Genomic DNA, 26,976 nt, shown 5'->3' with positions numbered 1-26,976 from the left:
TTAAATATCAAATTATGAAGACGTTAATAAAATTTAGTGTAATACTAATGATAATGTTGGCTGCTCATGGTTGTAGCAGCGATGACCGTGCAATAATAACGGAACCCGAAGGTACAGTTGAAGAGGTCAAGACACCAACTATATCCGAAATCAACCCAACAAAGGGTCCAAAGGAAACAGAAGTAAGCATTACAGGGAAAAATTTTGGGACAGACCCAAATAGGGTGGAAGTTTATTTTAATGACAATTTAGGAACTATAAAGGAAGTCACGGACAACCAAATAAAGGTTGTGGTCCCACAAATGCCGGGCTATGCCTCCGGAACTGGCAATATAGTGGTCAAAGTAGAAAACATGGTGTTGGACGGTCCCGAGTTCACTTACCTTTCCACAGGTTTGGTGAGTACCTACTCTGGAAGTTCGGAAGGTGATGACGACGGCCCTTTGGAACAGGCTAAATATAGCAGACCAATTGGGATTGCTATGGATAACCTAGGACATATTTATATTGCTGATGCGGAGAACCACCGAATTCGGCAGATAGCACCGGATGGATCCGTGATTACTTTGGCCGGTGGTAAAGCGGGCGATAATGACGGAGTAGTGTCATTAGCCCTTTTTGATAATCCACGAGGTATTGCGGTGGATGAATTGGGGACTATTTACATAGCAGATTTTAACAACCATAAAATCAAAAAAATAACCAATGTAGGTATAGTGGTAACTGTGGCCGGTAGTACAGAAGGATTTCAAGATGGGCAAGGAACAGAAGCTAAATTTGCCTACCCCGAAGATATTGCGTTGGATGGTCAGGGAAATATTCTTGTAGCGGATGGATATAACAGCCGAATCAGAAAAATAAGCCCGGATGGCGAAGTCACAACTTTGGCTGGTGGTGATGAGGGTTTTGCTGATGGCCCCTCTCATTTGGCCCAATTCTACTACCCCTCCGGTCTTGCCGTGGATGAGGATGGAAATATATTTGTGGTGGACGAAGGCAACCATAAAATCAGAAAAATTACGCCCGAAGGGATGGTGAGTACGTTGGCGGGAAGCGATAATGGATATGCTGACGGCTTTGGAATAGAGGCAGCATTCCAATACCCAAGCCGATTAGCTACGGATGCAAATGGCAATGTATACGTGACGGATTTGTTCAACTACAAAATTCGAAAAATCACTCCTGATGGATTGGTCAGTACACTGTCAGGCAGTGATAAAGGAAATAGGGATGGACTTGGAGAAGAGGCCCAGTTTGATGCCCTACACGGAATTGTGGTGGACGAGCAGGAGACTGTGTTTGTGGTGGACACCGGAAACAACAGCATCCGTAAGATAATTCAGGAGTAGAAGGTGAAAAATTTCAAGTTGCAAAACGCCTGTATCCTATTGGCTATAATCTGGATTGATGTGGTTGCATACGTATTGATGGTAGAATTGTTGTCTGGAGATCATTCCTTCAGACAGCTTTTATCCATGACCATATACCTATGGCATGGGGTAAATTTGATTTTAATAGGGTATCTTATTTACTTGACAGTCAAAAATATAGGTCGCAGGAAAACAGTGCAAATAGTAAAAAGCAACAAAAATGATATTCTTACTCATAGGCCAAAAAGGAAGCGGTAAATCCTATATAGGAGAGCTTTTTGAAACGTATTTCGATATCAAGTTCATTAGGGTGGAAGACTGGGCCAAAGCGCTCAAAAAATCCAGGAACGCCATGGACGGGGAGTATGTTTCGGAAGTTTTTCAAACCATAGAAAATGGGATTAAAGAATCCATGAAGCGCTATCCTTCGGTGGTATTTGAGTCCACTGGACTAACGCCTTATTTTGATAGAATGCTCATCCGTTTACATGCTGATTTCAAGGTTATGACCATAGGAGTGAAGGCAAATTCAAAAACTTGTATGGAACGAATTAAGACTAGGGATGCCAGCATCCATATTCCCATTCCACTAGATCAGATTGAATCCATTAATAAGCAGGTAGTAAGGAAAAATGTACAAACAACATATACAATAGAAAACAACAACGAATCCGAAGATACCCTAAAAGAGAAGATTGCAGAAATATTGAAAGGAACAGGTGCTGATCAATCGGATTTTTAAAATATAAGACCATGGAACAAATAACAAAAAATACAATACTAACAGATGGCGGATTGGAAACTGATTTGATTTTCAACCATCAAATTGAACTGGAACATTTTGCTGCTTTTCCATTATTGGAAAATACAGATCAGGTACAAACCTTGGAGAATTACTATCGGGAGTACCTGGAATTGGCAAAATTGAACGGAACAGGGTTCATTTTGGAAAGCCCTACCTGGAGAGCTAATTTGGATTGGGGCAAGGCATTGGGTTATGATGAAAAGAACCTCATCCGTGTCAATAAGTTGGCTATTCAAAAAATGAAACAGCTAAAACAAGAGTACAAAGCTTGTGTCGATAACGTCATGGTGAGCGGTCAAATTGGTCCGAGAGGCGATGGCTATCGGGTAGACACCGCGATGGATCCAGATGAGGCACGAATTTACCATAACCTTCAGGTGCAGGTATTTAAGGCAGCCAAAGTTGATATGGTCACGGCCATTACCATGACGTATATTAATGAAGCTCTGGGAATAGTTGAATCGGCCAAAATGCACAAGATTCCTGTAGTGATATCCTTTACAGCAGAATTGGATGGTAGTTTGCCCAGTGGGGAAACTTTAGAGAAAGCTATTACAACTATTGACATGGCCACGGACAATTATCCAAAATATTATATGATCAACTGTGCGCACCCAACACATTTTATGCCCGTACTTGAAGGAGCAAAAAGTTGGAAAGACCGAATTCAAGGTTTAAGGGCCAATGCTTCATGCAAAAGTCACGCAGAATTGGACGAATCAACCGAGTTGGATGTTGGTAACAAAAATGAACTGGGTCAACTGCACAAAAAGTTGCAACAGTTGTTGCCCAATTTGGAGGTATTTGGCGGTTGCTGCGGAACGGATGCATCTCACCTAAAGGCCATATGTGATCATATTTCTTTGGTATAACTGTTTTAGCTGCCAATTATTTGGTTGAATTTTGGAGAGCCGGGATTTTTGTCTCGGCTTTTTTGGTTAAAACTGGAAATCTTGTCTTCTATACCCTGTAAGGTTTTTGGCATTTTTATGGCTAAGGGATGTGATGAAGAACGCCACCTATTTTATGGAACGCTGCGAAGTATTGGCTGGCCAAGCCGCATCCAAGGGTAACAGCGCCGTTGGAAGCTTGATCGTTGTGGATGATACAATTATTGCGGAGGCCGAGGAAGCAGCAACCTCCCAACAAGATGTGAGCTGCCATGCAGAGATGGAGGCAATAAGAAGAGCCAGGGCCATTCTTGGTAAGGATATGTCCAATGTTGTCCTGTACTCCAACAAGGAGCCTTGTGTAATGTGCAGTTATGCCATACGGGTACATCGTATCGGAACAGTTATTTATAAGGAGAAATCTGGGGAGATGGGTGGAGCCAACGGGACTTTTGATGTGCTTGCATCGGAAAATGTTCCGGAAGGCTGGGGACCTCCTGTCCATTGTATTCAATTGGAACAAAATTAAAATGAACTATTCAAGATTAGCATTTACAGACACGATTAAGGAAATTCAAAAGGATCAGGGGAGCAGGCATGCTTATGAGCGGGTGGAACGCATGGAATTGCCGGATGGCCTCTCCTTTAGGGAGATGAGTTTTATTAAGGAGCGCGATAGTTTTTATATGGCTTCCTTTGGGGAAAATGGTTTTCCATACATACAGCATAGAGGAGGCCCAAAGGGTTTTGTAAAGATGATAGATGTGAAGACCTTGGCCTTCCTGGATTTTACCGGGAACAAGCAATACATCTCTACTGGAAATGTGAAAACACATAAAAAAGTTTCCCTTATCCTCATGGATTATGTCAATCGCGCCCGTTTAAAGATCTACGCGGAAGCTGAAATTGTGTCTTTGGAAGAAAACCCAGAGCTGGTTGAAAAATTGGAATTGGATTACGATTACAAGGCAGAGCGTATTTTTCTATTCCATATTAAGGCCTTTGATTGGAATTGCCCCCAGCATATCACCCAGCGATATACGTTTGAAGACATCTCCAAATTAAATAAGCAACGGGATGATTATATCCAAGACTTGGAGGAGCAAATAGAAGGACTCAAAAAGCAGATAAAGGAGAATTTTTCAGAGCAAAAGGGTTAACCACCTTTATCATTGTGTATAGTGACTTTAGTCTAATGTCTATCTAGACCTAGGCTTGCTTCTATGGCGCAGCCTAAGAGGTTTCGTCAAGTTTGTTCTATATTTAGGGTTGGGTAATTGGATTAAGTCGATTACCCTTGATTTTCCCAATACAAGGCACCTCTGTTTATGAATCTATGGACATACTAAACCTACATCGCGAATTCTTTTCAACCCAAAAAAGTAAAGATGTTTCTTTTAGAAAGAAGGCTCTGAAACGCTTGCAAAAGGAAATCGTTAAGCGGGAGGATGCCATTTGTGAAGCCCTTTATAAGGACTTTAAAAAACCCAAGTTTGAAACCTTGGTTGCGGAGACCCAATTTGTGCTAGCTGAAATAAAGACGGCATTAAACAACTTGGAACTGTGGGCACGCCCGGAACGGGTTTCCTCAATTCTGGCCAATTGGCCTTCGACGGATTATCTATACCGGGAGCCCTATGGCACTGTGTTGCTCATAGCCCCTTGGAATTACCCGTTCCAGCTGGTTTTTGCCCCCTTGGTGGGTGCGGTGGCAGCTGGAAATACGGTCGTAATAAAACCTTCCGAATTAACCACCAACACATCCAGAATTTGTAATGAAATTGTTGCTGCGGTATTTGAACCTGGACATGTTTCCCTGATTGAAGGTGGGGTGGAAACCTCACAGAAATTGTTGGCTCAAAAATGGGATTATATTTTTTTTACCGGAAGCACTAAGGTTGGACGAATTGTGTATGAAAGTGCGGCCAAACATTTAACGCCCGTGACTTTGGAGCTGGGAGGTAAAAACCCTTGTATTGTGGATAGTTCAGCTTCCATTAAACTGTCAGCTAAACGCATTGCATGGGGCAAATTCCTGAATGCAGGGCAGACCTGTATTGCACCAGATTATGTGTTGGTGCACAAAAGTGTAAAGAGCAAACTTATAGCTGCTTTGCAAAAAAGCATTGAAGAAGGGTTTGGGAGTCTTGAAGATCCTTCGGATGATCTAGCCAGGATAGTTAACGAAAAAAATTATACTAGATTAAAAAAACTGCTGGCTGATCAAAAAGTGATTTTTGGCGGTTTTTTTAAGGATGAGGAGAATTATCTGTCTCCAACTTTGGTTAATGAACCCGTATTGGATAGCTCCGTCATGCAGGACGAAATTTTTGGCCCTATTTTACCAATCATCGGTTATGAAACGGATGATGACTTAGCTGAGGTTTTGGAACGCTACGAAAAACCCTTGGCTACCTATGTGTTTTCCAATAAAAAATCTTTTCAGAAGAAGATATTGAAGAACTATAGCTTTGGCGGTGGTGCTATTAACGATACCGTCATCCAAATAACCAATAAAAAACTTCCTTTCGGTGGTGTTGGGGCTAGTGGACTTGGAGGTTACCATGGGAAAGCCTCATTCGAGATTTTTTCCAATGCAAAAGGAATCATCAAAAAGGCCAATTGGTTGGATGTCCCCTTACGTTATCCACCATATAAACTCCCCATAGGAATTGTGAAAAAAATAAAGCACTTGTTTTAAAACTTCTGCTGCTACGAATTAGCGGTTTTAATACTACATATTCCTCGCAATTTCATAATTCCAAACCCTTATTTCGATTGTCCATCAAACTAGTGCTAAAACACTAGCATTCAGTAGCTATAAGAGCATTTTCTGTCCTTTAAAAAAACAATTAGCACGTATAATCCTACAGAACACTCTGGAGTTCAGTTAAAACACCCATCGATTATCCGATGTTTCACAACAAATGATCGATGAAATACAACATATATTCTATTTAACCGATGCTAGTAGATATGTTTGAATATTCTTACATGCTAAGAAAAACCTCATTTTTTTGATTATGAAAAGACCGCTAACCCCCCAAAAAAAAGGAACTTCATATTTCTTTTTTTTGTTTTTGCTCGCTTCATTGCAGTGGAGTTATGCACAAAATTGTTCAGTTAATGCGGGAATTCCTGAAACCATATGTGAGAACATCGGAACGTACAACCTTTCGGGTTCCACTTCAGGATTGGTACAAAGTGGTCCAACATGGTCGCAAGTAGGTGGGCCATCCGTTATTATCAACGATCCTTCCAACCCAACCACTTCCATTTCCGGTCTTGTTGGTGGAAACACCTACACTTTTAGATTGAGTGCGGTTTGCACTGATGGAACACCACAATTTCAAGATGTTGATATTACGGTACAACCTATTACAGTTTCAAATGCGGGAACCAATATTGCGTCTTGTCCAGATAATACAGGGAGTGTAAGTACGAATGCTAAGACCCCATTGAATGCTGGTGAAACTGGGCTATGGAGCATTGTGGGAGCCAATAATGCAGGTGTAACCATTAATGCGCCAAGCTCTCCAACAACAACCTTGACCCTAGCCGAAACCAATGCTGGAACCACAACCTTACAATGGACTATAACAGGTCCGGATTTCGCACCAGGACAATCTTGCGAATCCAGTTCTACGATTACCGTAACCAATTACGGTGGGGAAACCCTAGTGGATGCAGGACCGGATCAAAGTTTGGATAATTGCTATTCACTTACCCAGTCGACTAACTTTGCTGGTAGTTTTGGCGGAAACAATATCAATGGTCAAGTAGGTACCTGGAGTTTTGTAAGCGGACCTAACACGCCAGTAATTGCAAACCCAAATAGTAATAATTCCAACGTTTCAAACCTCGTCGAAGGGGTTTATACTTTTCGTTGGTCGGTAAGCGGACCATGTGCCAATGGTCAGGACACTATGACCATAACGGTTGCTGGGGCAACCCAGGATATATCCACAGCGACCATTCAAAATAATGATATTCGCTTTTGTGATGCCAGTATTACAACAGTGACTCTTGTAGGCTCACTACCCTTATTTACAAATGAAACTGCAACTTGGACCCAGACGAGTGGGCCTGTAGCAGGTGTTAATATCATCAGCCCAAATTCCAGTACCACACAGATCACAGGATTGGATGGGAGTAGTACATATGAGTTTACGTACACGATTGAAAATGGAACAACGCTTTGTAGTGATTCAGATATCGCTAGCATTAATTATTCCACTACCCCGGTTACTATCTTGGCAAATGGGGGAAGTGACCTAACCGCGGTATGCGGTGTAACAAGTGTGGATATTCCATTCACGACCACTGGAAATGGAACCAACACCTATAGTATTATTAGTGGGCCAGCCAGTTCTACTTTGGTGGATCCTTCCACTTTTACCAATGCGGGAGGAACACCCCTAACGATCAACTTTGATGCAGAAGGGACATATACCGTCCTTTTTAGAAGAGCACTGAGCGGCTCCATCCAAACCGGATGTGATGTAGGCACCAGTACTATTAATATCAATGTTGCTTTAACACCAACAGCGGCCAACGCTGGAACGGACCAGACCTTGGCCTGTAATGTCACTGATACCGATATTACTGGAAACGCCGCCGCCGTTGGAAATACCCTTTGGTCGCAAATCAGTGGGCCCAATACAGCTACTATTGCATCTCCTTATGCCCAAACAACAAACGTTTCCAATTTGGTACCTGGAACCTATGTGTTCCAATATGCCATATCAGGAGGAAATTCTTGCGCACCCTCTGAGGAAGATACAGTCCAGATAGTTGTATCCTCGGATACAGCAGTGCCGACAGATGCTGGATTGGACCAATCCATCTGTTTTGGGGCGCCTACGCAATTGGCGGGTAATGCTCCACCAACCATAAACTTGGTTGGAACATGGACTGTTGATTCTGCTCCAGTTGGAGCCACCATTGTTTTTGCGGATGAAAATGACCCGAACACTTTGGTGTCCGGTTTGGATGATGCCAATGAAACTTATGTTTTCCGATGGACGATAGCCAATCCCAATGATGCTACTTGTCCAACCCCTGGAACGGATACGGTTACCATAACAACCGGTGCAACCCAAGGCCCTACTTTGGCAGATGCAGGTGCTGACCAATGTTTGGGAACTGGTATAACCACTACAACTTTAGCGGGGAATCAACCTGCTGTTGACGAGATAGGAACCTGGACGGCTTCTCCAGCTATTGGCATTGCTTTTGACGATGCTAATCAATTTGATACGGATGTAACTATTTCCGTTGAGCAGAGCTACAATTTGACTTGGACCATTTCGAAAATTGCTCCAGGTTGTCAAGATACGTTGGATGAAATGGAACTGACGATTGGACCGGATGCCGTTGCGGACGCTGGACCCGATCAGACGGAATGTCAGTCCATGTTTACCATGGATGCTACAGCTTCTGTGGGAAGTGGCGGGTTTTGGACCCAGATTTCAGGGCCAGGAGGTTACATCATTGATGATTCCACCAGCCCAACAACACAGCTTACATTTTCATTTTCAGGACAATATGTTTTTGAATGGACAGCCACCAATGGAAGTTGTTCTTCGGATACAGATCAGGTTACCCTTAATGTAGGAATTCCTCCGACCACGGCGGTTGTGACCACTCCTGCTGAAACCATTTGTTCATCCACTACGGTAATCCTCGATGGTAACGCATTTGACTCCAATATTGAAAACGGTTTTTGGACACTATTGTCTGGCGCACCAAATACACCCACTTTTTCAGATGTAAATGATCCAAATGCTACGGTAACCGGAATGGTATCCGGCTCTTATACTTTTAGATGGACCATTGCTGGGGATAGTAATTGTCCCAGCAGTTTTGCAGATAAGACCGTGGATGTTTATGTCCCTGCCAATGCTGGCCCGAATATGGAACTCTGCAACGTACAAAACTTTTTGTTGGAAGCCACTTTTGGCTCTACTGGAACCTGGACCCAGACCTTTGGCCCCGGTGTTGGTGGTGCTCCTGGAACTCCAGCGACCATTACCCAAAATCCTGCAGGCAGTAATGTTGCTGAAGTAAGTGATATTATCCTTGGGAGTTTTTACATCTTTGAATTTACTACGAACTATCCTGGCGCAACAGGATGCGGAAATACTTCCGATCAAGTTCAGGTGGAATCCAGTGGCCTGCCATCGGTTTTACCGGATGCAGGGCCAGACCAACTGCTGTGCTTGGGAGATTTGGTTGTACCTAATCAGACAACCTTGGCAGGAAACATGCCTCCGGATGATGTAGATGAGGCTACATGGAGCTTTACGGAACAACCTGCCGGGAGCACAGCTGTGATTAGCAATCCCAATGACCCAACATCCACGCTTACTGGATTGACGGTTCCAGGCATCTATATTTTGGAATGGAATTTTGAAGCTGGGTTTTGTTTTAATACCTCGGACATAGTTCGGATTGAAGTATATGAAACTCCGTCCACAGCGGATGCAGGACTTGATCAAGTCAATGCCTGCCAGTTAAGTGCTCAATTGAACGCGGTTCCGCCAACAGTGGGTACGGGAACATGGACATTTACCGCTGATCCATCAGGGGGAGCAGCCGTTATCGATAATCCCAATTCACCCACTTCCACCATTTCCAATATTACGACTACGGGTACCTATACATTAACATGGACCGTGGCCCATAACGGGGTGACTTTTGTAGATAGCCCTTCGGCTTGCGACCCTTCTTCCGATACTGTGGATATTACCTTCCCGGATAATGCTCCGTCTACAGCAGATGCAGGCCCTGATCAAGAATTTTGTGCCGCCACCCAAACTAATATGGCTGCCACAGCTTTAGTTATCGGAACCGGAACCTGGACCCAAACTACAGGACCGGGTGTGGGAGGAACCCCTGGAACACCAGCTAACATTGTTGCTCCAAACAGCGAAACAACATTAATCGACACCTTGGAACCAGGTACATACGAATTTACCTGGACGGTGGTAAATGGAGGATGTACTTTTGATGACACCATCGAGGTGATAATTTATGCAGACCCCATAAGTACCAATGCAGGACCGGACCAATCACTGGAACAATTTTCTTCAATTGTTTTGGCTGCTGATGCTCCCACTGTTGGGACAGGTATATGGACGCAGGTTTCTGGGCCTACCACAGTTGGCTTTGTCAACGAAAATGACCCGGCTACGGAAGTTTTTGGAGCCACATCTGGTACTTATGTATTTGAATGGACCATTAGCAATGGCAGCTGTACTCCAGTATCCGATACCGTTGAAGTGTCCCTGTTGGGAGTGGATTTGGAATTGACCAAATCGGTTTCTCCAACTACCGCCAATCCAGGAGATACTGTAACATTTACCTTGGACGTCTTTAATGATGATGCTTCCAGTGCCTCCAATGCCACAGGGGTTTCTGTGCGTGATGTAATTCCATCGGGATATACTTTGGTGCCTGGAACTGTTAGCAATGGAGGGGTCTATAACATTGGCGATTTTTCTATTACTTGGTCCAATTTATCCATAAGCAATGGAGCCACCTTAAGTTTGACATTTGATGCTACCGTAAATGCTTCTGGCCCATATCAGAATACTGCAGAAATTACAGCCAACGACCTTTTTGATATCGATTCCACAGAAGGCAATGGTATAGCAGGGGAAGATGATCAAGATTCAGCCCAAGTTACTATCCTTGCTTCTGATTTAAGCTTGACGAAAGATATTAGCGGTGCTTCCAGTGCCACACCCAATGTTGGCGATACCGTGGTTTTTGAACTTACAGTTACTAACGCTGGACCTGATGCGGCTACCAATGTAAGCGTAGAGGATGTCGTTCCATCCGGATTGACCATAGGAACCATAAACGATGGAGGCATAAATACTTCAGGTACCATTGCGTGGACAATTGCGAACCTAGCTGTTGGCTCCACTACCCTAAGCTATGAGACTACGGTTAATGCTCCTACAGGAGCTACCGATGAATACCGAAACACGGCTGAGATAACCGCTTCCGATCAATATGATTCAGATAGTGATCCAGGGAATGATGATGGAGATCAAAGTGAGGATGACGAAGCCTTTTATGTCATTACACCTCAAGTAGCTGATTTGGAAATATCGATGCAGGCGAGCAATCCAACTCCGGATGTTGGGGAAGTGGTGACTTTTACCATTAATGTCAGCAACCAGGGAACATCACCAGCTACGGGAGTATCCCTAGAAAATCTGGTGCCAGCGGGGTATGCAACTATCACAGGAATTAGCAACGGCGGCACATTTAGTTTCATAACAGATATTATTACCTGGACGGGACTGAATGTTCCTGTGGGAACCAATACCTTGTCCTTAACATTTAATGCAACTGTTCAGAATCCTACTGGAGCTGTTGGGGAATTTACCCATATAGCAGAGGTGACCTTTGCCGACCAATTTGATTCGGATAGTACACCCAACAATGATGATGGGGACCAAAGTGAAGATGACGAAGCTGCGATAACCGCAGCTCCAATTCAGTCTGATCTTTCGTTGACCAAAATTGTGGTTGACAATGATATAAATCCCAACGTAGGTGAGGAGATTAGTTTTGAAATAACAGTTTCCAATAGCGGTCCAGATGATGCTGCAAATGTGGTGGTGCAAGACCTGTTGCCTACCGGGTTCAACTATGTACTTTATAGCGCCACGGCTGGAACTTATGATGATGCTACGGGACTTTGGCAAGTGGGTACATTGGCCAATGGGACCAACGAGACTTTGATTATAGATGTCTTGGTAAATACTACTGGCGATTATACCAATGTAGCCCAAATTACTGCTTCGGATGGTTTTGATATTGACTCTACTCCAAGTAATGGAGTGGGTGCAGAGGACGATCAGGATGAGGTAACTATAGCCCCTGTTGCGGTGGCGGATTTATCCTTGACCAAAGATGTGGACAACGCCAACCCGGATGTAAATACCAATGTCGTATTTACGATAACCATATCCAATTCTGGACCGAGCGATGCTACCAATATTGTGGTAACGGATCTATTGCCTTCGGGTTATACCTATGTTTCGGATGATGCGGGTGGGGCGTATACTGATGGAACTGGAATCTGGAATGTCGGGGGCATCGTCAATGGAGGAACATCTTTTTTGAATATTACTGCCACTGTAAATCCGACTGGAACTTACACCAATATTGCTGAGATTACAGCAGTAGATCAGCCCGATAGCGATTCAACACCTAACAATGCCATTGCTGCCGAAGACGATCAGGATGATGCTGTGACAAACCCCAACCCTCTTGTGGATATTTCCGTGACCAAAACTGCGGATGACCTTACACCCAACATGGGCGAGCAGATTGTTTTTACCGTATCCGTTTTCAATGATGGACCCAATGATGCAACCAATGTGGTGGTAACGGATTTCTTGGCTTCTGGATATGAATTTGTCAGCGCTGTTCCTTCAATTGGAGTTTACGAACCTTTGAATGGTTCATGGACCATTGGAAATTTGGCCAATACAGCTACAGAAACTTTGGTAATTACGGCCAACGTTCTGGCCACTGGCGATTATACCAATATTGCAGAACTTACAGACTTGGCGGAGACCGATGTGGATTCGGTTCCGGCCAATAATGATGATACAGAAGATGATCAGCAGACCGTAGAGCCTGTTCCCGTATTGGTTTCCGATTTGATTCTTCGTAAATCCGTTGATATTCTAAGTCCGTTGGTGGGTGAAGAAGTGATATTCAATATCAGCATTTCCAATCTTGGACCGAGTGATGTGACCGGAGTTCAAGTACTTGATCTTTTGCCTACTGGGTATACCTATATTTCCAATAATAGGACGGCGGGAGTGTATACGCCAGCAACCGGAATTTGGGATTTGAATGGTACTATTCCAAACGGGACCACGGAAACGTTAAACATTGTTGCGACGGTTAATGCTACTGGGGATTACTTCAATGTTACGGAGGTGATAGCTTCCGATAATTTGGATCCAAATTCTACACCAAATAACAGCAATGTTTTTGAAAACGACCAAGACAGTGCTGGAACTACACCTATTCCAAGTTCGGACCTTAGTCTGACCAAAATAATAGATAATCCAAGCCCTGATGTGGGATCAAATGTAATATTTACGCTAAGCTTGACCAACGATGGACCAAGCGATGCCACCGGAGTAGAGGTATCGGATGCTTTACCATCTGGTTATGCCTATATATCGGATGATTCCGGTGGAACCTATAGCGATGCCAGTGGATTATGGAGTGTTGGTACGCTTCCTTCAGGTTCAAGTATCGATTTAAATATTACTGCCCAAGTGAACGCCACTGGAGATTACAACAATGTGGCAGAAGTGGTCGCTGTAATTCAACTGGATCCTGATTCAACCCCAGGGAACAATAACCCCAATGAGGATGATCAAGCGGAACAATCCATTGCGCCAAGAACGGTAACGGATATTTCCGTCACCAAAACGGCTGATTCCCTTAGCCCATCTGTGGGAGAGGAAATTGTATTTACCATCACCGTAAATAATGCAGGACCCAATGATGCCACGGGAATTGTGGTGGAGGATTTGTTGGCCTCCGGTTATAGTTTGGTTTCGGTACTTCCGTCCACAGGAATTTATTATGGACTTACCGGTTCTTGGGATATTGGAGACCTGGCCAATGGCGCTACTGCTACCTTGCAGATTACCGCCCAAGTTCAGGCTAGCGGGGATTATAGAAACACCGCGGAGTTGATTGCCCTGGACACGTTTGACCCAGATTCTACTCCCAACAATAATCTAGCGACGGAAGATGATCAGGATACCATAGAGGCAATACCTAATGGTCAAGCGGATTTGGAACTGACCAAAACGGTAGATAATGCAACCCCCAATGTGGGAGATGTAGTGGAGTTTACCTTGAATTTGACCAATAATGGATTTAGTGATGCCACAGGGGTTGAGGTAACCGATTTACTTCCATCCGGATATACCTATCAATCCCATATTTCAACAGCAGGTATTTACAATGAATCCACCGGATTATGGACCCTGAATGGACCTGTTTTCAACCAAAGCACGGAGACCCTGGTGATTCTGGCCACGGTGAACACTCCAACCGGGACTATGGACGAATATTTGAACGTTGCCGAAATAACCGCCAGTGATTTTAATGACCCGGATAGCAACCCTAATCAAGGGATTTCCGAAGATGATCTTTCGGATGGCAATCTCGATGATGACGAGGCCATAGCATCTGTTACCCCACAGACTACGGATATAAGCATCAGCAAAAATGTGGATAATACCGCTCCAAATATCGGAGATCAGGTGGTCTTTACCATTACCGTTTCTAATCAAGGAAGCGTGGAGGCGACCAACATTGGCATTGAAGAAATACTACCCTCTGGATATCGGTTGATTACGGTCCAAACATCAGAAGGAACCTATGATGAGGTTTCAGGATTCTGGGAATTGGATCAATTGGCAGCGCAAGGAACGGCCAACCTACAACTTACTGTAGAGATACTGGACGTAAATGATTACCTCAATACAGCAGGTCTGGCCTTTGTGGATCAATTGGATACCAATAGTTCCAACGATTCGGATCAAGCAGAAGTAACACCATCTTGCTTAACCATATATAATGAGTTTTCGCCCAACGGTGATGGCGTGAACGAATTCTTTAAGATCGACTGTATTTCCAGATACCCTAACAATGTGCTTCAGGTCTATAACCGATGGGGCAACATTGTGTATGAACAGCGCTCCTATAATAATGAGTGGGATGGTACTTCCAATGGAAGGGCCACCGTTCAAAAAGGAGATCAATTGCCAGTGGGCACGTATTATTATGTCTTAGATCTGGGCGATGGCTCGGAACCTCGAACAGATTGGCTATACATAAACAGATAGGAAGATGGGTATCAGAACAAATAGAAAAGCGCAACGAATGAAAAGGCAAGTCCGAACTAGCTGTTTTGTAGCCCTGTTGATGGGAATACTATCTATTTCCGCACAGCAAGATCCGCAGTTCACCCAATATATGTACAATACGCTCAACGTGAATCCGGCCTATGCCGGCTCAAGGGGACATTTGACAGCCTTATTGTTGCATCGCTCGCAATGGGTAGGGGTAAATGGAGCCCCGACGACCCAAGTTTTGGCGGTGGATGGACCTATGGGGAACAATGTGGGACTTGGATTGGTACTTTCACATGATGCTTTGGGACCCGCTTCGGAGGTTTTTGTGGATGCCAATTTTTCCTATACAGTTAAACTGGATGATAAGGACAAACTGCTTTCGTTTGGATTAAAAGGAGGAGGAAGGATGTTCAATGTGGATTTTTCCAAAGGATTGGTTGAAAATCCGGATGTTGCATTTCAGAATAACATTAAAAACAAGTTTTTCCCAACCGTAGGTGCCGGGATTTACTATCATAATAAAAAGAGCTATTTAGGTTTGGCTGTGCCCAATTTCTTTGCCCAAGACCATTATGATGGAGAAGAACAGGAAATAGCGGCCGAACGCTTACATTATTATCTGATCGGAGGTAAGATTATGGATCTTACTCCAGACATCAAGTTCAAACCGGCCTTCTTTGTAAAGTGGGTTCCTGGAGCACCCGTCATTGCGGATATTTCTGCCAATGCCATGCTTATGGAAACCTTCACGGCAGGCTTGGCATACCGCTGGGACGATTCCTTTTCAGCTCTATTGGGATTGCAAATATCCCCTGACCTTAGCATGGGTTATTCCTATGATCTGACCACTTCTGATTTGAGAAGTTACACGAGTGGGACTCACGAAGTATTTCTTCGGTATGAGTTCAAGACCGTGGAAAAACGCTTAAAATCCCCTAGATTTTATTAGATGATGAGTATTAAAACCAACATATCCGTTCTTTTTTTATTGGTGGGCGGTTTCTTGCACGCTCAACTAAAGTATAACGACGCCGACATCAATTTTGATAATTTGCTGTATGTAAAAGCAGCCAAACAATACGAAACCTTGGTCAGGAAAGGTGAGGACTCCCAACGGGTATTGCAACGTTTGGGAGACGCCTATTTCTATAATACCGACATGGAAAATGCGGTAAAATGGTACGGGGTACTTTTTTCCAAATACGAAAAGGTGTTGGAGCCAGAATACGCCTTTAAATATGTACATGCCCTAAAGGGTGTTGGAAACTATAAAATGGCCAAGGGCATTATGAAAATTTATACCGAAAAATTGGATGTATCCGAGTTTAAGGTGGCACAAATGCGAAATAATGATGATGCCTTGGATGAATTGCTGAACAGACAGCCTCAATACTACGTTAGCAACTTGGGTATCAATACACCAGTAGCCGATTTTGGTCCTATATATTACAAGGATAAAATTGTGTTTTCTTCCAGCCGCGATTCCTTACGGTTTGAGACCCGGGTCTATGAATGGAACCGACAGCCGTATTTGGACTTTTTTATGGCGGATACCACTGGGTCGGGTTCAGATTTGGCCCATGTGAGATCCTTTTCTTCCGTTTTGAACACTCGTTACCATGAAGCAGCCGCTACCTTTATTCCCGAAGGGAACGTGGTTTATTTCACCCAAAACAACTACACCCATCAAACTTTGGGACGAGACGGTGAAGGCACCAACCACTTAAAAATATATACCTCCGAATTACGGGGTGGGGAATGGACGGAAGCAGTGGAAGTACCATTCAACAGTGAGGATTATTCGGTTGGGCAACCGGCCCTGAGTCCTGACGGGCGTAAGCTGTATTTTGTTTCTGATATGCCTGGAAGCATTGGAGAAACGGACATTTTTGTGGTTGATGTTTTGCAGAATGGCGGTTTTTCAGAACCTAAAAACTTGGGCCCAACCATCAATACCAGCGGAAGGGAAATGTTTCCTTTTGTAACCCAAGGGAAACTCTACTTTGCCTCTGACGGGCATTTGGGTCTTGGTGGCCTTGATGTGTTCGAAAGTGAATGGGGCAACGCCGGATTCGAAACTCCAAATAACCTTGGAAGACCCTTGAACAGCAATCGAGACGACTTTGGATATATTGTGAAGGAAACTACCCAACGCGGTTACTTTTCTTCCAATAGAGAGGGGGGTAAGGGAGATGATGATATCTATTCGTTCCAACGAATGGAAGAGACTTGCGAGCAGACCGTAAAAGGTAGTGTCATCCGAAAATCCAATGCCCAGCCCATGGTAAATGTGGTTGTGGAATTGGTGGATTCCGATGGAAACTCCTTGGGAAGAACAGCCACAGACCCTTATGGGGCATTTGAGTTTGAAAATGTGTTGGAGTGCGAAGCAGGGTATGAAATCAAAATCAGCAAGCAAGGTTTTTTGCCCAATGATGCTGCCTTTAGTACCACCAAACAAAAAGATTTTGTAAACGATGTGCCCTTGGAAATTACCAAAGAGCTCAACAAATTGATCGTTCGGGAGAACGGAGTGCTCAAGATTAAGATTGACAATATTTATTTCGATTTGAACAAAGCAGAAATTCGCGAGGATGCCGCTCAGGAATTAAATAAGATTGTAGAAGTGATGAAGGAATACCCTAAAATGGTCATTAAAATTGAGGCGCATACGGATTCTAGGGGAAGCGACCGCTATAACGAACAGCTTTCTGATAAACGGGCCAAGTCAACTGGAAACTATATAGTTTCACAGGGCATTGAGGCTAACCGAATTGAAAGTGCCATTGGTTATGGAGAAAAACAGCTGCTTAATCAATGTGATAATGGTGTAAGATGTAGCAATGAGGAACATGATGTGAACCGCAGATCGGAATTTATTATTGTAAACCTAAATTAACCCAACCATCAATAAACACTACCCTCAAACCTTCAACTTAAGTTGAAGGTTTTTTGTTCCCCAACTTCCTTAGCTGTCAGGTCGAGCGCAGTCGAGACCTAGAAATCCAAAAACAAAGACCTCTCGACTGCGCTCGAGGTGACTTAATTCTACTTTTTTGACCTTAAAACATCCTAACATGCAACCCTTAGAGTTTTGTTTTGTCTTTGGGTTAGATGAATAAGGATTATTTTTAGCCGTCATTGAATAATCGTCCAGGATTTTTGGAAGCAAACGTACGTTTTACGCACCAGGCATTGGTGGAACAGAGCAAGGCAGGAGATCGGAACGCCCAATATCAATTGTATGGGTTGTACGTGGATGCCATGTTCAATGTAGCCATGCGGTTACTTACAATAAGGGAAGATGCCGAGGATATTTTGCAGGAGAGCTTTGTGGAGGCATTTAGAAAAATGGACACGTTTAGGTTCGAAAGCACTTTTGGTGCTTGGTTGAAACGCATTGTGATCAATAGGAGTATCAACCATCTTAAATCGAAACGCTTGTTGTTGTCTTCTTTGGAAAATGAAGGGGAACCGCTTGAAGAGGATGAATTCCAAGAGGTTGATCAACTGGAGATTGATAAGGTGAAAACAGGACTAAGTCAGTTACCGGAAGGTTATAGGCAAATTATAACCCTTTATCTCATTGAAGGGTATGATCATGTGGAAATTGGAGAAATCTTGGGGATATCCACCTCAACCTCCAAATCGCAATACCATAGAGCAAAAAAGAAATTGATTCAAATTGTAAATGAACTGTGATGGACAATTTTGAAAAGTATATCAAGGAAAACAAAGAGGCGTTCAATGTCCACAAAGTGGACAAGGACAAATTGTGGCAGGGTATTGCCGGCGCCTTGGACGAAAAAGAAACCCCAAAAGTCATTCCGTTGTGGAGATCTGGCAAATTCAGGATAGCGGCATCCGTTGTCTTTTTGGTTGGTCTGTCCTTGGTGGCCTTCCTTATGTTGGGCAATCCTAATGCACAGGAAATGGAAGGTTATGCCAGCGAGGAACTTTTTGAAATAGACCTGCACTATAAAAATCTGGTGTATCAGCAGGTGCAATTGGTCAAGAACCATCCAAAACTATCAGCTGCGGACAAAGATGAGTTTCTATCCTTTATGGATGAACTGGACGAGGAATACGAACAGCTGAAACTGGAAATGAAGAACAACCTGGACAATGAGCGGGTTTTGGAAGCCATTGTCAACAACTATAAAAAGCGCATTGAACTGATTGAGAATTTGCTGAGGCAAATCAATGCATCTAAAAATGAAATGGATTATGAAGGGTATATTTTATAAACATATTGTAATTACTGCTTTTTGCTGTTTAATTGCTGCTAGGGCAACAGCTCAAAGTGAGCAGACAAAGGCTTGGTCAAAAAGTTATGACCTTCCGGCTACGGGATCAGTTCAGATTGAGAATAAATATGGCAATGTGGTGATCAATGGCTGGGATCAAGAGGAGTTAAAAGTGTCCATCGACATCAAGGTGGTACATCGAAAGGATGAAAATGCCAAAAAGTTGATTGACCGGATCCAACCTAAGGTGACCCAAGCTGGGGATTTTATTCGCATCACCTCCGAAATTGTGGATAAAAGTTCCAGTCTATTCAGTAGATATTTCAACAAGGCCAACCCCTTCGACTTTGATAAATCCAATATACAGATTGATTATGAGGTTTATATGCCAGTAAATGCCGAACTCAATGTGATCAACAAATTTGGGGATTTGGTAATCGGAGCTTGGCATGGCGATTTGGATGCCAATGTACAACACGGGGATATCTGGGTCAACGATGCGATATCCACCGCTAAAATTGACATGAAATTTGGCAAGCTCAATTTAGGGGGGATCGATTATGGTAGCATTAAAATGAGCAATGGAGCCATTGATGTTGAAAATGGTCAAAAACTGAAAATAATCAGCAGTGGGAGCGATCTTAATTTGGACAATGTCTCAAACCTTGAACTGTATTCCAGCAAAGATGAGGTGATACTTGAAGCTATTGGAACGCTCCGAGGCGATTTCAAATTCTCCAATGTGGATATTGCCAGTGTGGATTCGGAAATGTTCCTGACCCTAAGAATAGCAGAGGTGGAAGTTCGGCAAATTCTTTCGCCCAGTCCGGAAATTGACATTGTACAGGAATCTTCTGAGATAAAACTGGATGTTTCAGGACTTTCCTTTGACTTTAGGGCCACTTTGGAACAAGGTTTGTTGCGTGTTCCCAAAACATTCACCAACATAAAGACCAACGTGACCAATGCAGGGAAAAAAACCAGGGAGATTACCGCTAAATACGGCTCAGGAACAACCGGCGACTTTACCATCAACGGAATTAAAGGCGCTATTGTGATTACCGATTAGTACCATCAATTCAACAATCAAAAAATAATTCAAAAAAAAAATCAAAAAACATGCAACCTTCCAAAAAAAGCATTGTCCTTAGAGAGACAACCATTACCAAAACCATGATTCAGCGGATATTGCTACTCGCATTCTTATTGGTAAGTTCTCTTTCTTGGGCGCAAGATCAAGATGATGCCGATTACATTGAATTTAATGATCGCAAAAACGTGGTACACGGAGTCTACCTGGGTCTTACCACCTATTTTGGGGAAATAGACGGCAAGGACACTTATATAGGAGGGCTTAAAGTGGCCTATGTGGCCAATAGGAAATTTGAAGTAGGCTTTGTGGGCAACTTTCTGTATTCAGAACAAGATAATCCCAGAACGATCAACGAAGATTTGATTGCCGCTTATGGAGGCTTGCATATAGAGCCTATTCTATTTAGTGAATCCATGGTCAATCTTTCATTTCCTGTGCTTATTGGCGCAGGTGGGGTGGGTTATTTTGGGAACAATTTTGACGATCCCATTGACGATAATATTGACGAGGATGAAATCGATGCAATTTTTGTTTTTGAACCTGGAATGAGCGTTTTGTTCAATGTGTCCAGGTATGTGCAATTGGAGGCCGGGATTAAATACCGCTTTTCCAATAAACTCGACTTGGATTTGAACCCATTGGATAGAATCAATGGGTTTTCAGGAGGTTTTGGCGTCAAAATAGGGGTTTTCAATATGGGAAGAAATCGATACAAAAAACATTTGGACGATGAACAATAACAAATCAAAAAACGAACAATCAATCAATCACGGTCTGGCGGCCAAACATGTATTCTCGGAAAACGGGTCGGTCTTTGTAAGGAGCTCCCAAAACCTGGAAAAGGACGAATGGTCCGTCATCAACTTCTTCTGGATGCCAGTTTTGAACCTGGAAAAAGAACTGCGTTAGAATCAACCAATTAAAATCATGAAAACACTAAAATTACGCATCTCCATTACCCTGGGGCTGGTCTTTGCATCCATATTTTTAGGTTTCGGACAAGATTTAAAGCAAACTGTAAAGGGAAGGGTAACCGATATTGTTACCGGAAGTCCCTTGATGGGCGCTACCATTGTACTTCTCAATGTGGAGCCACAGCTAGGCGTGGTTACAGACATGCAGGGATTCTTTTCCATGGAGAATGTTCCCGTGGGGCGGCAGTCTTTCAGTTGTAGTTATTTGGGCTATGAGGATGCCTTGATTTCGGAAGTTCTGGTGGGATCCGCCAAGGAAATCAATTTGACCATTAGGCTCACGGAATCACTGAACCAACTGGAAGAAGTTGTAATATCTGCCCGGAAAGATCAGATAAAACCAAACAACAAGCTGGCCACGGTCAGCGCCCGTTCTTTTGGGGTGGAGGAGACCAAACGCTTTCCAGCAAGTATAAGTGATCCGGGTCGGATGGCCTTGTCCTTTGCTGGTGTAACAAACACGGACGATACCACCAATGAAATTGTAATCCGGGGGAATGCCCCCAACCAGTTGTTATGGAAGATTGAAGGAGTGGAAGTGCCAGAACCCAATCACTTTTCCGAAGAGGGGTATTCCCCAGGTGCAGTGAGTTTGTTGAGCACCAATATGCTGGGGAACTCAGATTTTTTCACCGGAGCATTTCCTGCGGAATATGGTAATGCCACGTCCGGAGTTTTTGATATCCGATTACGCAATGGGAATGCCGAGAACACAGAATACGCCTTTCAATTTGGGGTGTTGGGAACCGATTTGGCGATTGAGGGACCTTTTTCCAAAAACTACAAAGGGTCTTACCTTATCAACTATAGGTATTCAACCTTGACCATTCTGAACAATATCATTGAGGTATCTGAAGGATCGGTGCCCACATTTCAGGACCTTTCTTTTAAGGTGAATTTGCCTCTTGGCGATAAAACCAATTTATCCGCATGGGGAATAGGTGGGGTAAGCGAGGACAATCAGGACAATGCCGAACAAGTAGTTCCGGATGTTTTTGAAGATGAGCAGTTCGATTCCAAAACCTATATGGGAGGAATCAACATCAAACATTTTTTTAGCACCAACACCTCCTTGGACGGGGCGCTATCCTATTCCGGAAATCGAAGTGATTACGATTTTTCAGTGGACAATAGAAACACCAATCGTTTTTTCAGGGAAAGGGACATTTTAAGGAATAGTGCCTTTAGACTGAGCGCCAATCTCAATCAAAAGTTCAATGCCAAGACCACCCTAAAAACCGGGTTTGTTTATAGTCGCTTGGATTATAAGGTGCTTTCGGATGAAACAATTGATGCAGCAATAGAAACTTTGGTAAATGCAGATGGCAACGGGACCTTCCTGCAATTTTTCTCCCAGGCCAAATACCGATTTACGGAAAAATTTTCAACCACCTTTGGCCTGCATGCCTCAGCATTTTCCGTTAATGATGATTTTGTTTTGGAGCCAAGGGGAGGCTTTGAGTACCGCATTGCACCCAAACATACCCTTAGTGCCGGGGTTGGATTACACTCGAGACGAATGCCGCTAAACCAGTATTTTATTGAAGTCGAGGATACACAGGGGAATATTACCACCCCAAATAAAGAATTAGACCTTATGCGTGCTACGCATTACGTGTTGGGTTATGACTGGAGAGTCATTAAAAATGGACATTTAAAGGTGGAAGTGTACTATCAAGATTTAAATAAAGTGGCAGTTTCGGCCGATCCAAACAACACAGACTCTTTTTTAAACGGACAATTTATAAGTGCAGGATTAGTAGATTCTGGAAAGGCCAGAAACTATGGTTTGGAACTCACTTTGGAAAAATTCTTTTCCAACCAGTATTATTTCTTGGTGACCAGTTCCCTTTTCGATTCCCAGTATAGGGCGGCGGACGGCAATTGGTACGACAGTCGTTACAATGCCCAATACACTTTTAACGTGGTTGGGGGTAAGGAATTTAAAGCAGGTAGAAATAGCAATAACATCTTTGGGGTAAACGCCAAATTGCTGTGGAACGGGGGTAAAAGGGGAACTCCGGTGGACTTGGATTATTTTGACCAAACAGGAAACGTACGAATCCTTCAAGATCAACGGAATACTTTGGAGTTTGACGACTACTGGAGACTAGATACCAGCTTCTCTTACAGGATAAACAGACCCAAGGTGGCACATATCATTTCTTTGGACATTCAAAATCTGACCAACCGGCAGAATATTGACGAGATGTTTTTTAGCACGCGTACCCGAACCATGGTTCCGGAGTATCAATTGGAGCTATTGCCCCTGCTGAATTATCGCATAGAATTTTAATCAAAAACGAACATTATGAGAACAATCAAAACCACTTTGCTAGCCATAGGTATGGCCAGTTTTATCAGCTCTTGTAGCTATGAAACCATTCGGGTATCGGATGAAGTATCAACCCGTGAATACGATTTTGACAACATTACCGCCCTTACGGTAGCCACGGATTTTAAGGCTTATGTGAATTTTTCAGAAACCGAGGAAGAAGTTCGGATAAAGGCCAATGACAATTTGTTTGGAAAAATAGATATCTATCAAGATGGTGGAAGACTTACGGTAAAACTCAAGAACAATATCAATATCAAGGGAAAGGAAACCCTACAACTTTTTATAACCACCACCCAGATCAGGGATTTTAGGGCTTCATCAGATGCTGCTATTTATTTGGACAGCCCACTGAGTGCGCCCAATGTCTCCGTTGATTTAAGTTCTGATGCGTATTTTGAGGGGGATATTACCACTGAAAGGTTTGAATTTGAAGCTTCTTCAGACAGCGATGCAGATGTTTTTGTAGATGCGAATAGAGTGAATTTGAATCTTTCTTCCAGCGCAAAATTGGTAGGGGAATTTCAGGTTAACGAAGTAAATGCCAGACTTTCTTCAGACAGTCATGCAGATTTAATTGGAAACATTAGGGATTTAGAGGCCACCCTGAGTTCCGACAGTAGGTTTGAAGACTATGGTCTTGTGGTAGACGATCTGGAGATTTCCCTAACCGCAGATAGTGATGCCTACCTTACCGTAAACAACACCATAGATGTGGAGGCCAATTCCGATAGCCGCCTATTCTATAAAGGGGATGCAGAAATTATCCGTCAAGTACTTTCCAGTGATGGAAGGGTGATAAAAAAGTAAGGTATTGATGAATGAGGGATTTGGTTTAGGCATACCTTTGTAAGATAAAGTGAAACTACCTGTCAACAAAGCCTGGAACCATGGAAAGAAATGAACTTTATCCCGTTTTTTTAAAGGTAAACAACCTTAAAGTGCTCATTGTTGGTGGTGGTAATGTGGGCGTGGAAAAGCTTACATTCCTTTTAAAGTCCAGTCCCAAAGCCCAGGTGCAAATGGTGGCGCCGGAATTTTTGGACGCTACCCAACAGTTGGCGGAAAAACACCAAGTGGAGCTGACCCAAGAAAGGTATGATCCAAAGTTCTTGAACGGCAAGCATATGGTTGTGGCCTGCACGGACAAACCTGAAGTGAATGAACAAGTTTACAATGATTGCCGGGAACGGAGCATTTTGGTGAACGTGGCCGATAATCCTCCTTTCTGTGATTTTTATATGGGCGGCATTGTGACCAAGGGCAACGTAAAAGTGGCCATTTCCACCAACGGAAAATCCCCGACAACCGCTAAAAGACTCCGACAATTTTTTGAGGACGTGATTCCTGATAATATCGATGATTTGGTCAAAAACCTCAATGCCTACCGGGAAACATTAAAAGGGGATTTTGAGCAAAAAGTGGAAGCCCTGAACGAATTTACCAAAGGCCTAGTTAAAAAATCTGGGGATGAAAATCAAGATTAAGTCAAAGAGGTTATAGCTTTTTCAAAGCTTCGATCAGCTCGTCTTTTTTTCTAGGGGACAAACTCACATGCATATCGTTGCTCATGATAATGTAACCGCCATCCGCTTTGATATACTTTTTTACTTCCCTTAGGTTGATCACAAAACTGTTATGTACCCTCATAAATTGATGCTCGGCCAAAAGATGTTCATACTCCTTTAAGTGTTTGCTCACCATGAGCTTGCTCTTGTTTCTCAGGACAAAGGAGGTATAAGATCCATCGGCTTTGCAGAGAACAATGTCCTCAATCTTTATAAACTCCATGCCAATGGTGGTGGCCAAACAGATTTTTTCCTGACGGTAGGTTTCTTTGGACAGGTTTTGCATCAAGGTGTCTATCTGTTCTCTATACACATTGGTATCCATGCGGTTCCTGGCTTTCTCAACAGCCTGCTTCAGCTCGTCCAGATCAATGGGTTTTAGCAAATAGTCCAAAGAGCTGAACTTTATGGCTTTAATGGCATATTTTTCAAAAGCAGTGGTAAATATCACCTCAAAGTTGGGATCTTTGATTTGGTTCAAAACATCAAAGCCCTGCCCGGTCTGGAGCTCAATATCCAGAAAGACCACATCCGGACTTACCACGGACAAAACCTTGACGGCTTCTGAAACGTTGCTGGCGGTGGGCAAGCTTGTCTTTGCTGTTGAATTGAGTTCCTGAGCAACATCAAAATTGCCCTGAAGGGCATCTTCCAAGTCCGCGCCCTCAAAATTGGCATAATCCTGAATCTTGTTCAGGTCGTAAATGACCTGTTCGCCCTCTTTATTATTTATTTTCCCAATATCCGTAACCGATACGCCAAATTTCAGTTTGTATTTGTTGGCCCCTTTATTGGTCAACGATTTTCCATCATTATTGGTGGATTTAAACTGGGCATGGTCAGGCCTCCATTCGTATATAAAACCTATATCCGCACCAAGCCCGCTTGAGTTGTTCAATTGTGAAAAATCAAGTGTATTACCTTCACTATTTGAAACATCGTTACCATAAGTGATTTCACCAGTTGTGGTTACCTGGTCGGTGTCAGGGTCATACGCCACATCAATATTCTCTCCTTTAATATAGGCATGATGGGCTCCCATTAAATACTTCATGGTGAGTCCACCTTTTAAGAAATGCTGCTGCTGATTTAGTAAAACCCGGGAATAGGTTGCTCCAATTTCGGACCACAAGTTAATGGCGCCGGATACGTTATCTTCCCGTATGGAGAATGCCTCTTCTTCATTGAATCCACCTTCTTTTTCCAATAATGTTCCATCTACATCATCTACATTAAAGAAGAATCTTCCCCGGGTGAAGATCGCCAAGGAGTTGTTTTTGTTGATACTCAGCATTAAGGAAGGTCCAAGAATATCTAGATTAACCGCTAGAAAGTTGTCCTTTAAGGGTGTCTGTTCTGCTGTATTGAAGGTGTTGCCAATATTTTGGAAGGCATCACCGAGATCAATCCCTATATAGTTGTTTCCGAAATAACCACTGAAACCTGCTAGGTTCAGATCAAGTTTAAGTCTTGAATCAGAAATACTTGCCGGATTTAGGAGTACACCGTGTACGCCATTGTAATTGTCTACCAAAAATCCTGAATAGGATTGGGAGTAGGTGTTGGAAAAAAGCATAATCAAAATTCCAACCATAAAAATTCTTAGTTTCATTCAACGGGGTTGTTTATTATTGCCGTTAAGGCATGGGTTCATATTTTATTAGGGAGCAAAGAGAAATTAATCCATCCGAAATTTGACCCCTAAATGAATGAACCACCCGTTTCAATTGACGGATGACGCTTTTGAGTTCACGGTTGCGTTTTTGCGCTTTCCTGTTT

At 43.2% G+C, this 26,976-nt stretch carries 18 protein-coding genes; 17 read left to right on the top strand and 1 reads right to left on the bottom strand.

The window, feature by feature from the left end:
• The first annotated feature begins 14 nt into the window (after positions 1-14).
• The 17 genes from FGG15_RS10765 to FGG15_RS10685 all read left to right on the top strand — a co-directional run bounded on the left by FGG15_RS10765 (position 15) and on the right by FGG15_RS10685 (position 25,116).
• A complete protein-coding gene (locus tag FGG15_RS10765) occupies positions 15-1,349 on the top strand; it encodes an IPT/TIG domain-containing protein (RefSeq protein WP_161991957.1) in 1,335 nt (444 codons plus the stop codon).
• A gap of 241 nt (positions 1,350-1,590) precedes the next feature.
• Positions 1,591-2,112: an AAA family ATPase gene (locus tag FGG15_RS10760; protein ID WP_138836092.1), complete on the top strand. Its 522-nt coding sequence runs from the start codon at positions 1,591-1,593 to the stop codon at positions 2,110-2,112.
• Between the two features lie 11 nt (positions 2,113-2,123).
• Positions 2,124-3,047 (top strand): homocysteine S-methyltransferase family protein, encoded by a 924-nt coding sequence (locus FGG15_RS10755; RefSeq protein WP_138836090.1) that lies wholly within the window; start codon positions 2,124-2,126, stop codon positions 3,045-3,047.
• Between the two features lie 106 nt (positions 3,048-3,153).
• Positions 3,154-3,594, top strand: coding sequence for a nucleoside deaminase (locus FGG15_RS10750; protein ID WP_138836088.1), 441 nt, complete (start codon positions 3,154-3,156; stop codon positions 3,592-3,594).
• A gap of 1 nt (position 3,595) precedes the next feature.
• Positions 3,596-4,225 (top strand): pyridoxamine 5'-phosphate oxidase family protein, encoded by a 630-nt coding sequence (locus FGG15_RS10745; RefSeq protein ID WP_138836086.1) that lies wholly within the window; start codon positions 3,596-3,598, stop codon positions 4,223-4,225.
• A 176-nt stretch (positions 4,226-4,401) separates the two neighbouring features.
• A complete protein-coding gene (locus tag FGG15_RS10740) occupies positions 4,402-5,766 on the top strand; it encodes an aldehyde dehydrogenase (protein WP_138836084.1) in 1,365 nt (454 codons plus the stop codon).
• A 322-nt stretch (positions 5,767-6,088) separates the two neighbouring features.
• Complete coding sequence (locus tag FGG15_RS10735) at positions 6,089-14,971, top strand: PKD domain-containing protein (protein ID WP_138836082.1); 8,883 nt, start codon at positions 6,089-6,091, stop codon at positions 14,969-14,971.
• 37 nt (positions 14,972-15,008) lie between these two features.
• Positions 15,009-15,929: a PorP/SprF family type IX secretion system membrane protein gene (locus FGG15_RS10730; RefSeq protein WP_138836080.1), complete on the top strand. Its 921-nt coding sequence runs from the start codon at positions 15,009-15,011 to the stop codon at positions 15,927-15,929.
• A complete protein-coding gene (locus tag FGG15_RS10725; RefSeq protein ID WP_138836078.1) occupies positions 15,930-17,879 on the top strand; it encodes an OmpA family protein in 1,950 nt (649 codons plus the stop codon). It begins immediately after the preceding gene.
• A gap of 263 nt (positions 17,880-18,142) precedes the next feature.
• Positions 18,143-18,682 (top strand): RNA polymerase sigma factor, encoded by a 540-nt coding sequence (locus tag FGG15_RS10720; RefSeq protein WP_138836076.1) that lies wholly within the window; start codon positions 18,143-18,145, stop codon positions 18,680-18,682.
• Positions 18,682-19,227: a hypothetical protein gene (locus FGG15_RS10715; RefSeq protein ID WP_138836074.1), complete on the top strand. Its 546-nt coding sequence runs from the start codon at positions 18,682-18,684 to the stop codon at positions 19,225-19,227. Before FGG15_RS10720 ends, FGG15_RS10715 begins: the two co-directional genes overlap by 1 nt.
• Positions 19,208-20,296: a DUF4097 domain-containing protein gene (locus tag FGG15_RS10710; RefSeq protein WP_138836072.1), complete on the top strand. Its 1,089-nt coding sequence runs from the start codon at positions 19,208-19,210 to the stop codon at positions 20,294-20,296. Before FGG15_RS10715 ends, FGG15_RS10710 begins: the two co-directional genes overlap by 20 nt.
• Positions 20,297-20,346: 50 nt before the next feature.
• A complete protein-coding gene (locus tag FGG15_RS10705; RefSeq protein WP_138836070.1) occupies positions 20,347-21,060 on the top strand; it encodes a hypothetical protein in 714 nt (237 codons plus the stop codon).
• Positions 21,050-21,229, top strand: coding sequence for a hypothetical protein (locus tag FGG15_RS10700; protein WP_138836068.1), 180 nt, complete (start codon positions 21,050-21,052; stop codon positions 21,227-21,229). The genes FGG15_RS10705 and FGG15_RS10700 overlap by 11 nt, the downstream gene beginning before the upstream one ends.
• A gap of 18 nt (positions 21,230-21,247) precedes the next feature.
• A complete protein-coding gene (locus tag FGG15_RS10695; protein ID WP_138836066.1) occupies positions 21,248-23,590 on the top strand; it encodes a TonB-dependent receptor in 2,343 nt (780 codons plus the stop codon).
• Positions 23,591-23,605: 15 nt separating this feature from the next.
• Entirely contained in the window at positions 23,606-24,439 is an 834-nt protein-coding gene (locus FGG15_RS10690) for a GIN domain-containing protein (protein ID WP_138836064.1), read from the top strand.
• A gap of 80 nt (positions 24,440-24,519) precedes the next feature.
• A complete protein-coding gene (locus FGG15_RS10685; RefSeq protein WP_138836062.1) occupies positions 24,520-25,116 on the top strand; it encodes a precorrin-2 dehydrogenase/sirohydrochlorin ferrochelatase family protein in 597 nt (198 codons plus the stop codon).
• Positions 25,117-25,126: 10 nt separating this feature from the next.
• Here the strand turns inward: FGG15_RS10685 and FGG15_RS10680 are convergent, their stop codons facing one another.
• Positions 25,127-26,809 (bottom strand): DUF5723 family protein, encoded by a 1,683-nt coding sequence (locus FGG15_RS10680; protein WP_237561805.1) that lies wholly within the window; start codon positions 26,807-26,809, stop codon positions 25,127-25,129.
• Between the last annotated feature and the right edge of the window lie 167 nt (positions 26,810-26,976).

Source organism: Flagellimonas algicola (assembly GCF_005937185.1).
In the GTDB taxonomy this organism is placed as follows: domain Bacteria; phylum Bacteroidota; class Bacteroidia; order Flavobacteriales; family Flavobacteriaceae; genus Flagellimonas; species Flagellimonas algicola.
The sequence above is the reverse complement of the archived record's forward strand: the minus strand, read 5'-3'. Positions and strand labels throughout refer to the sequence as shown.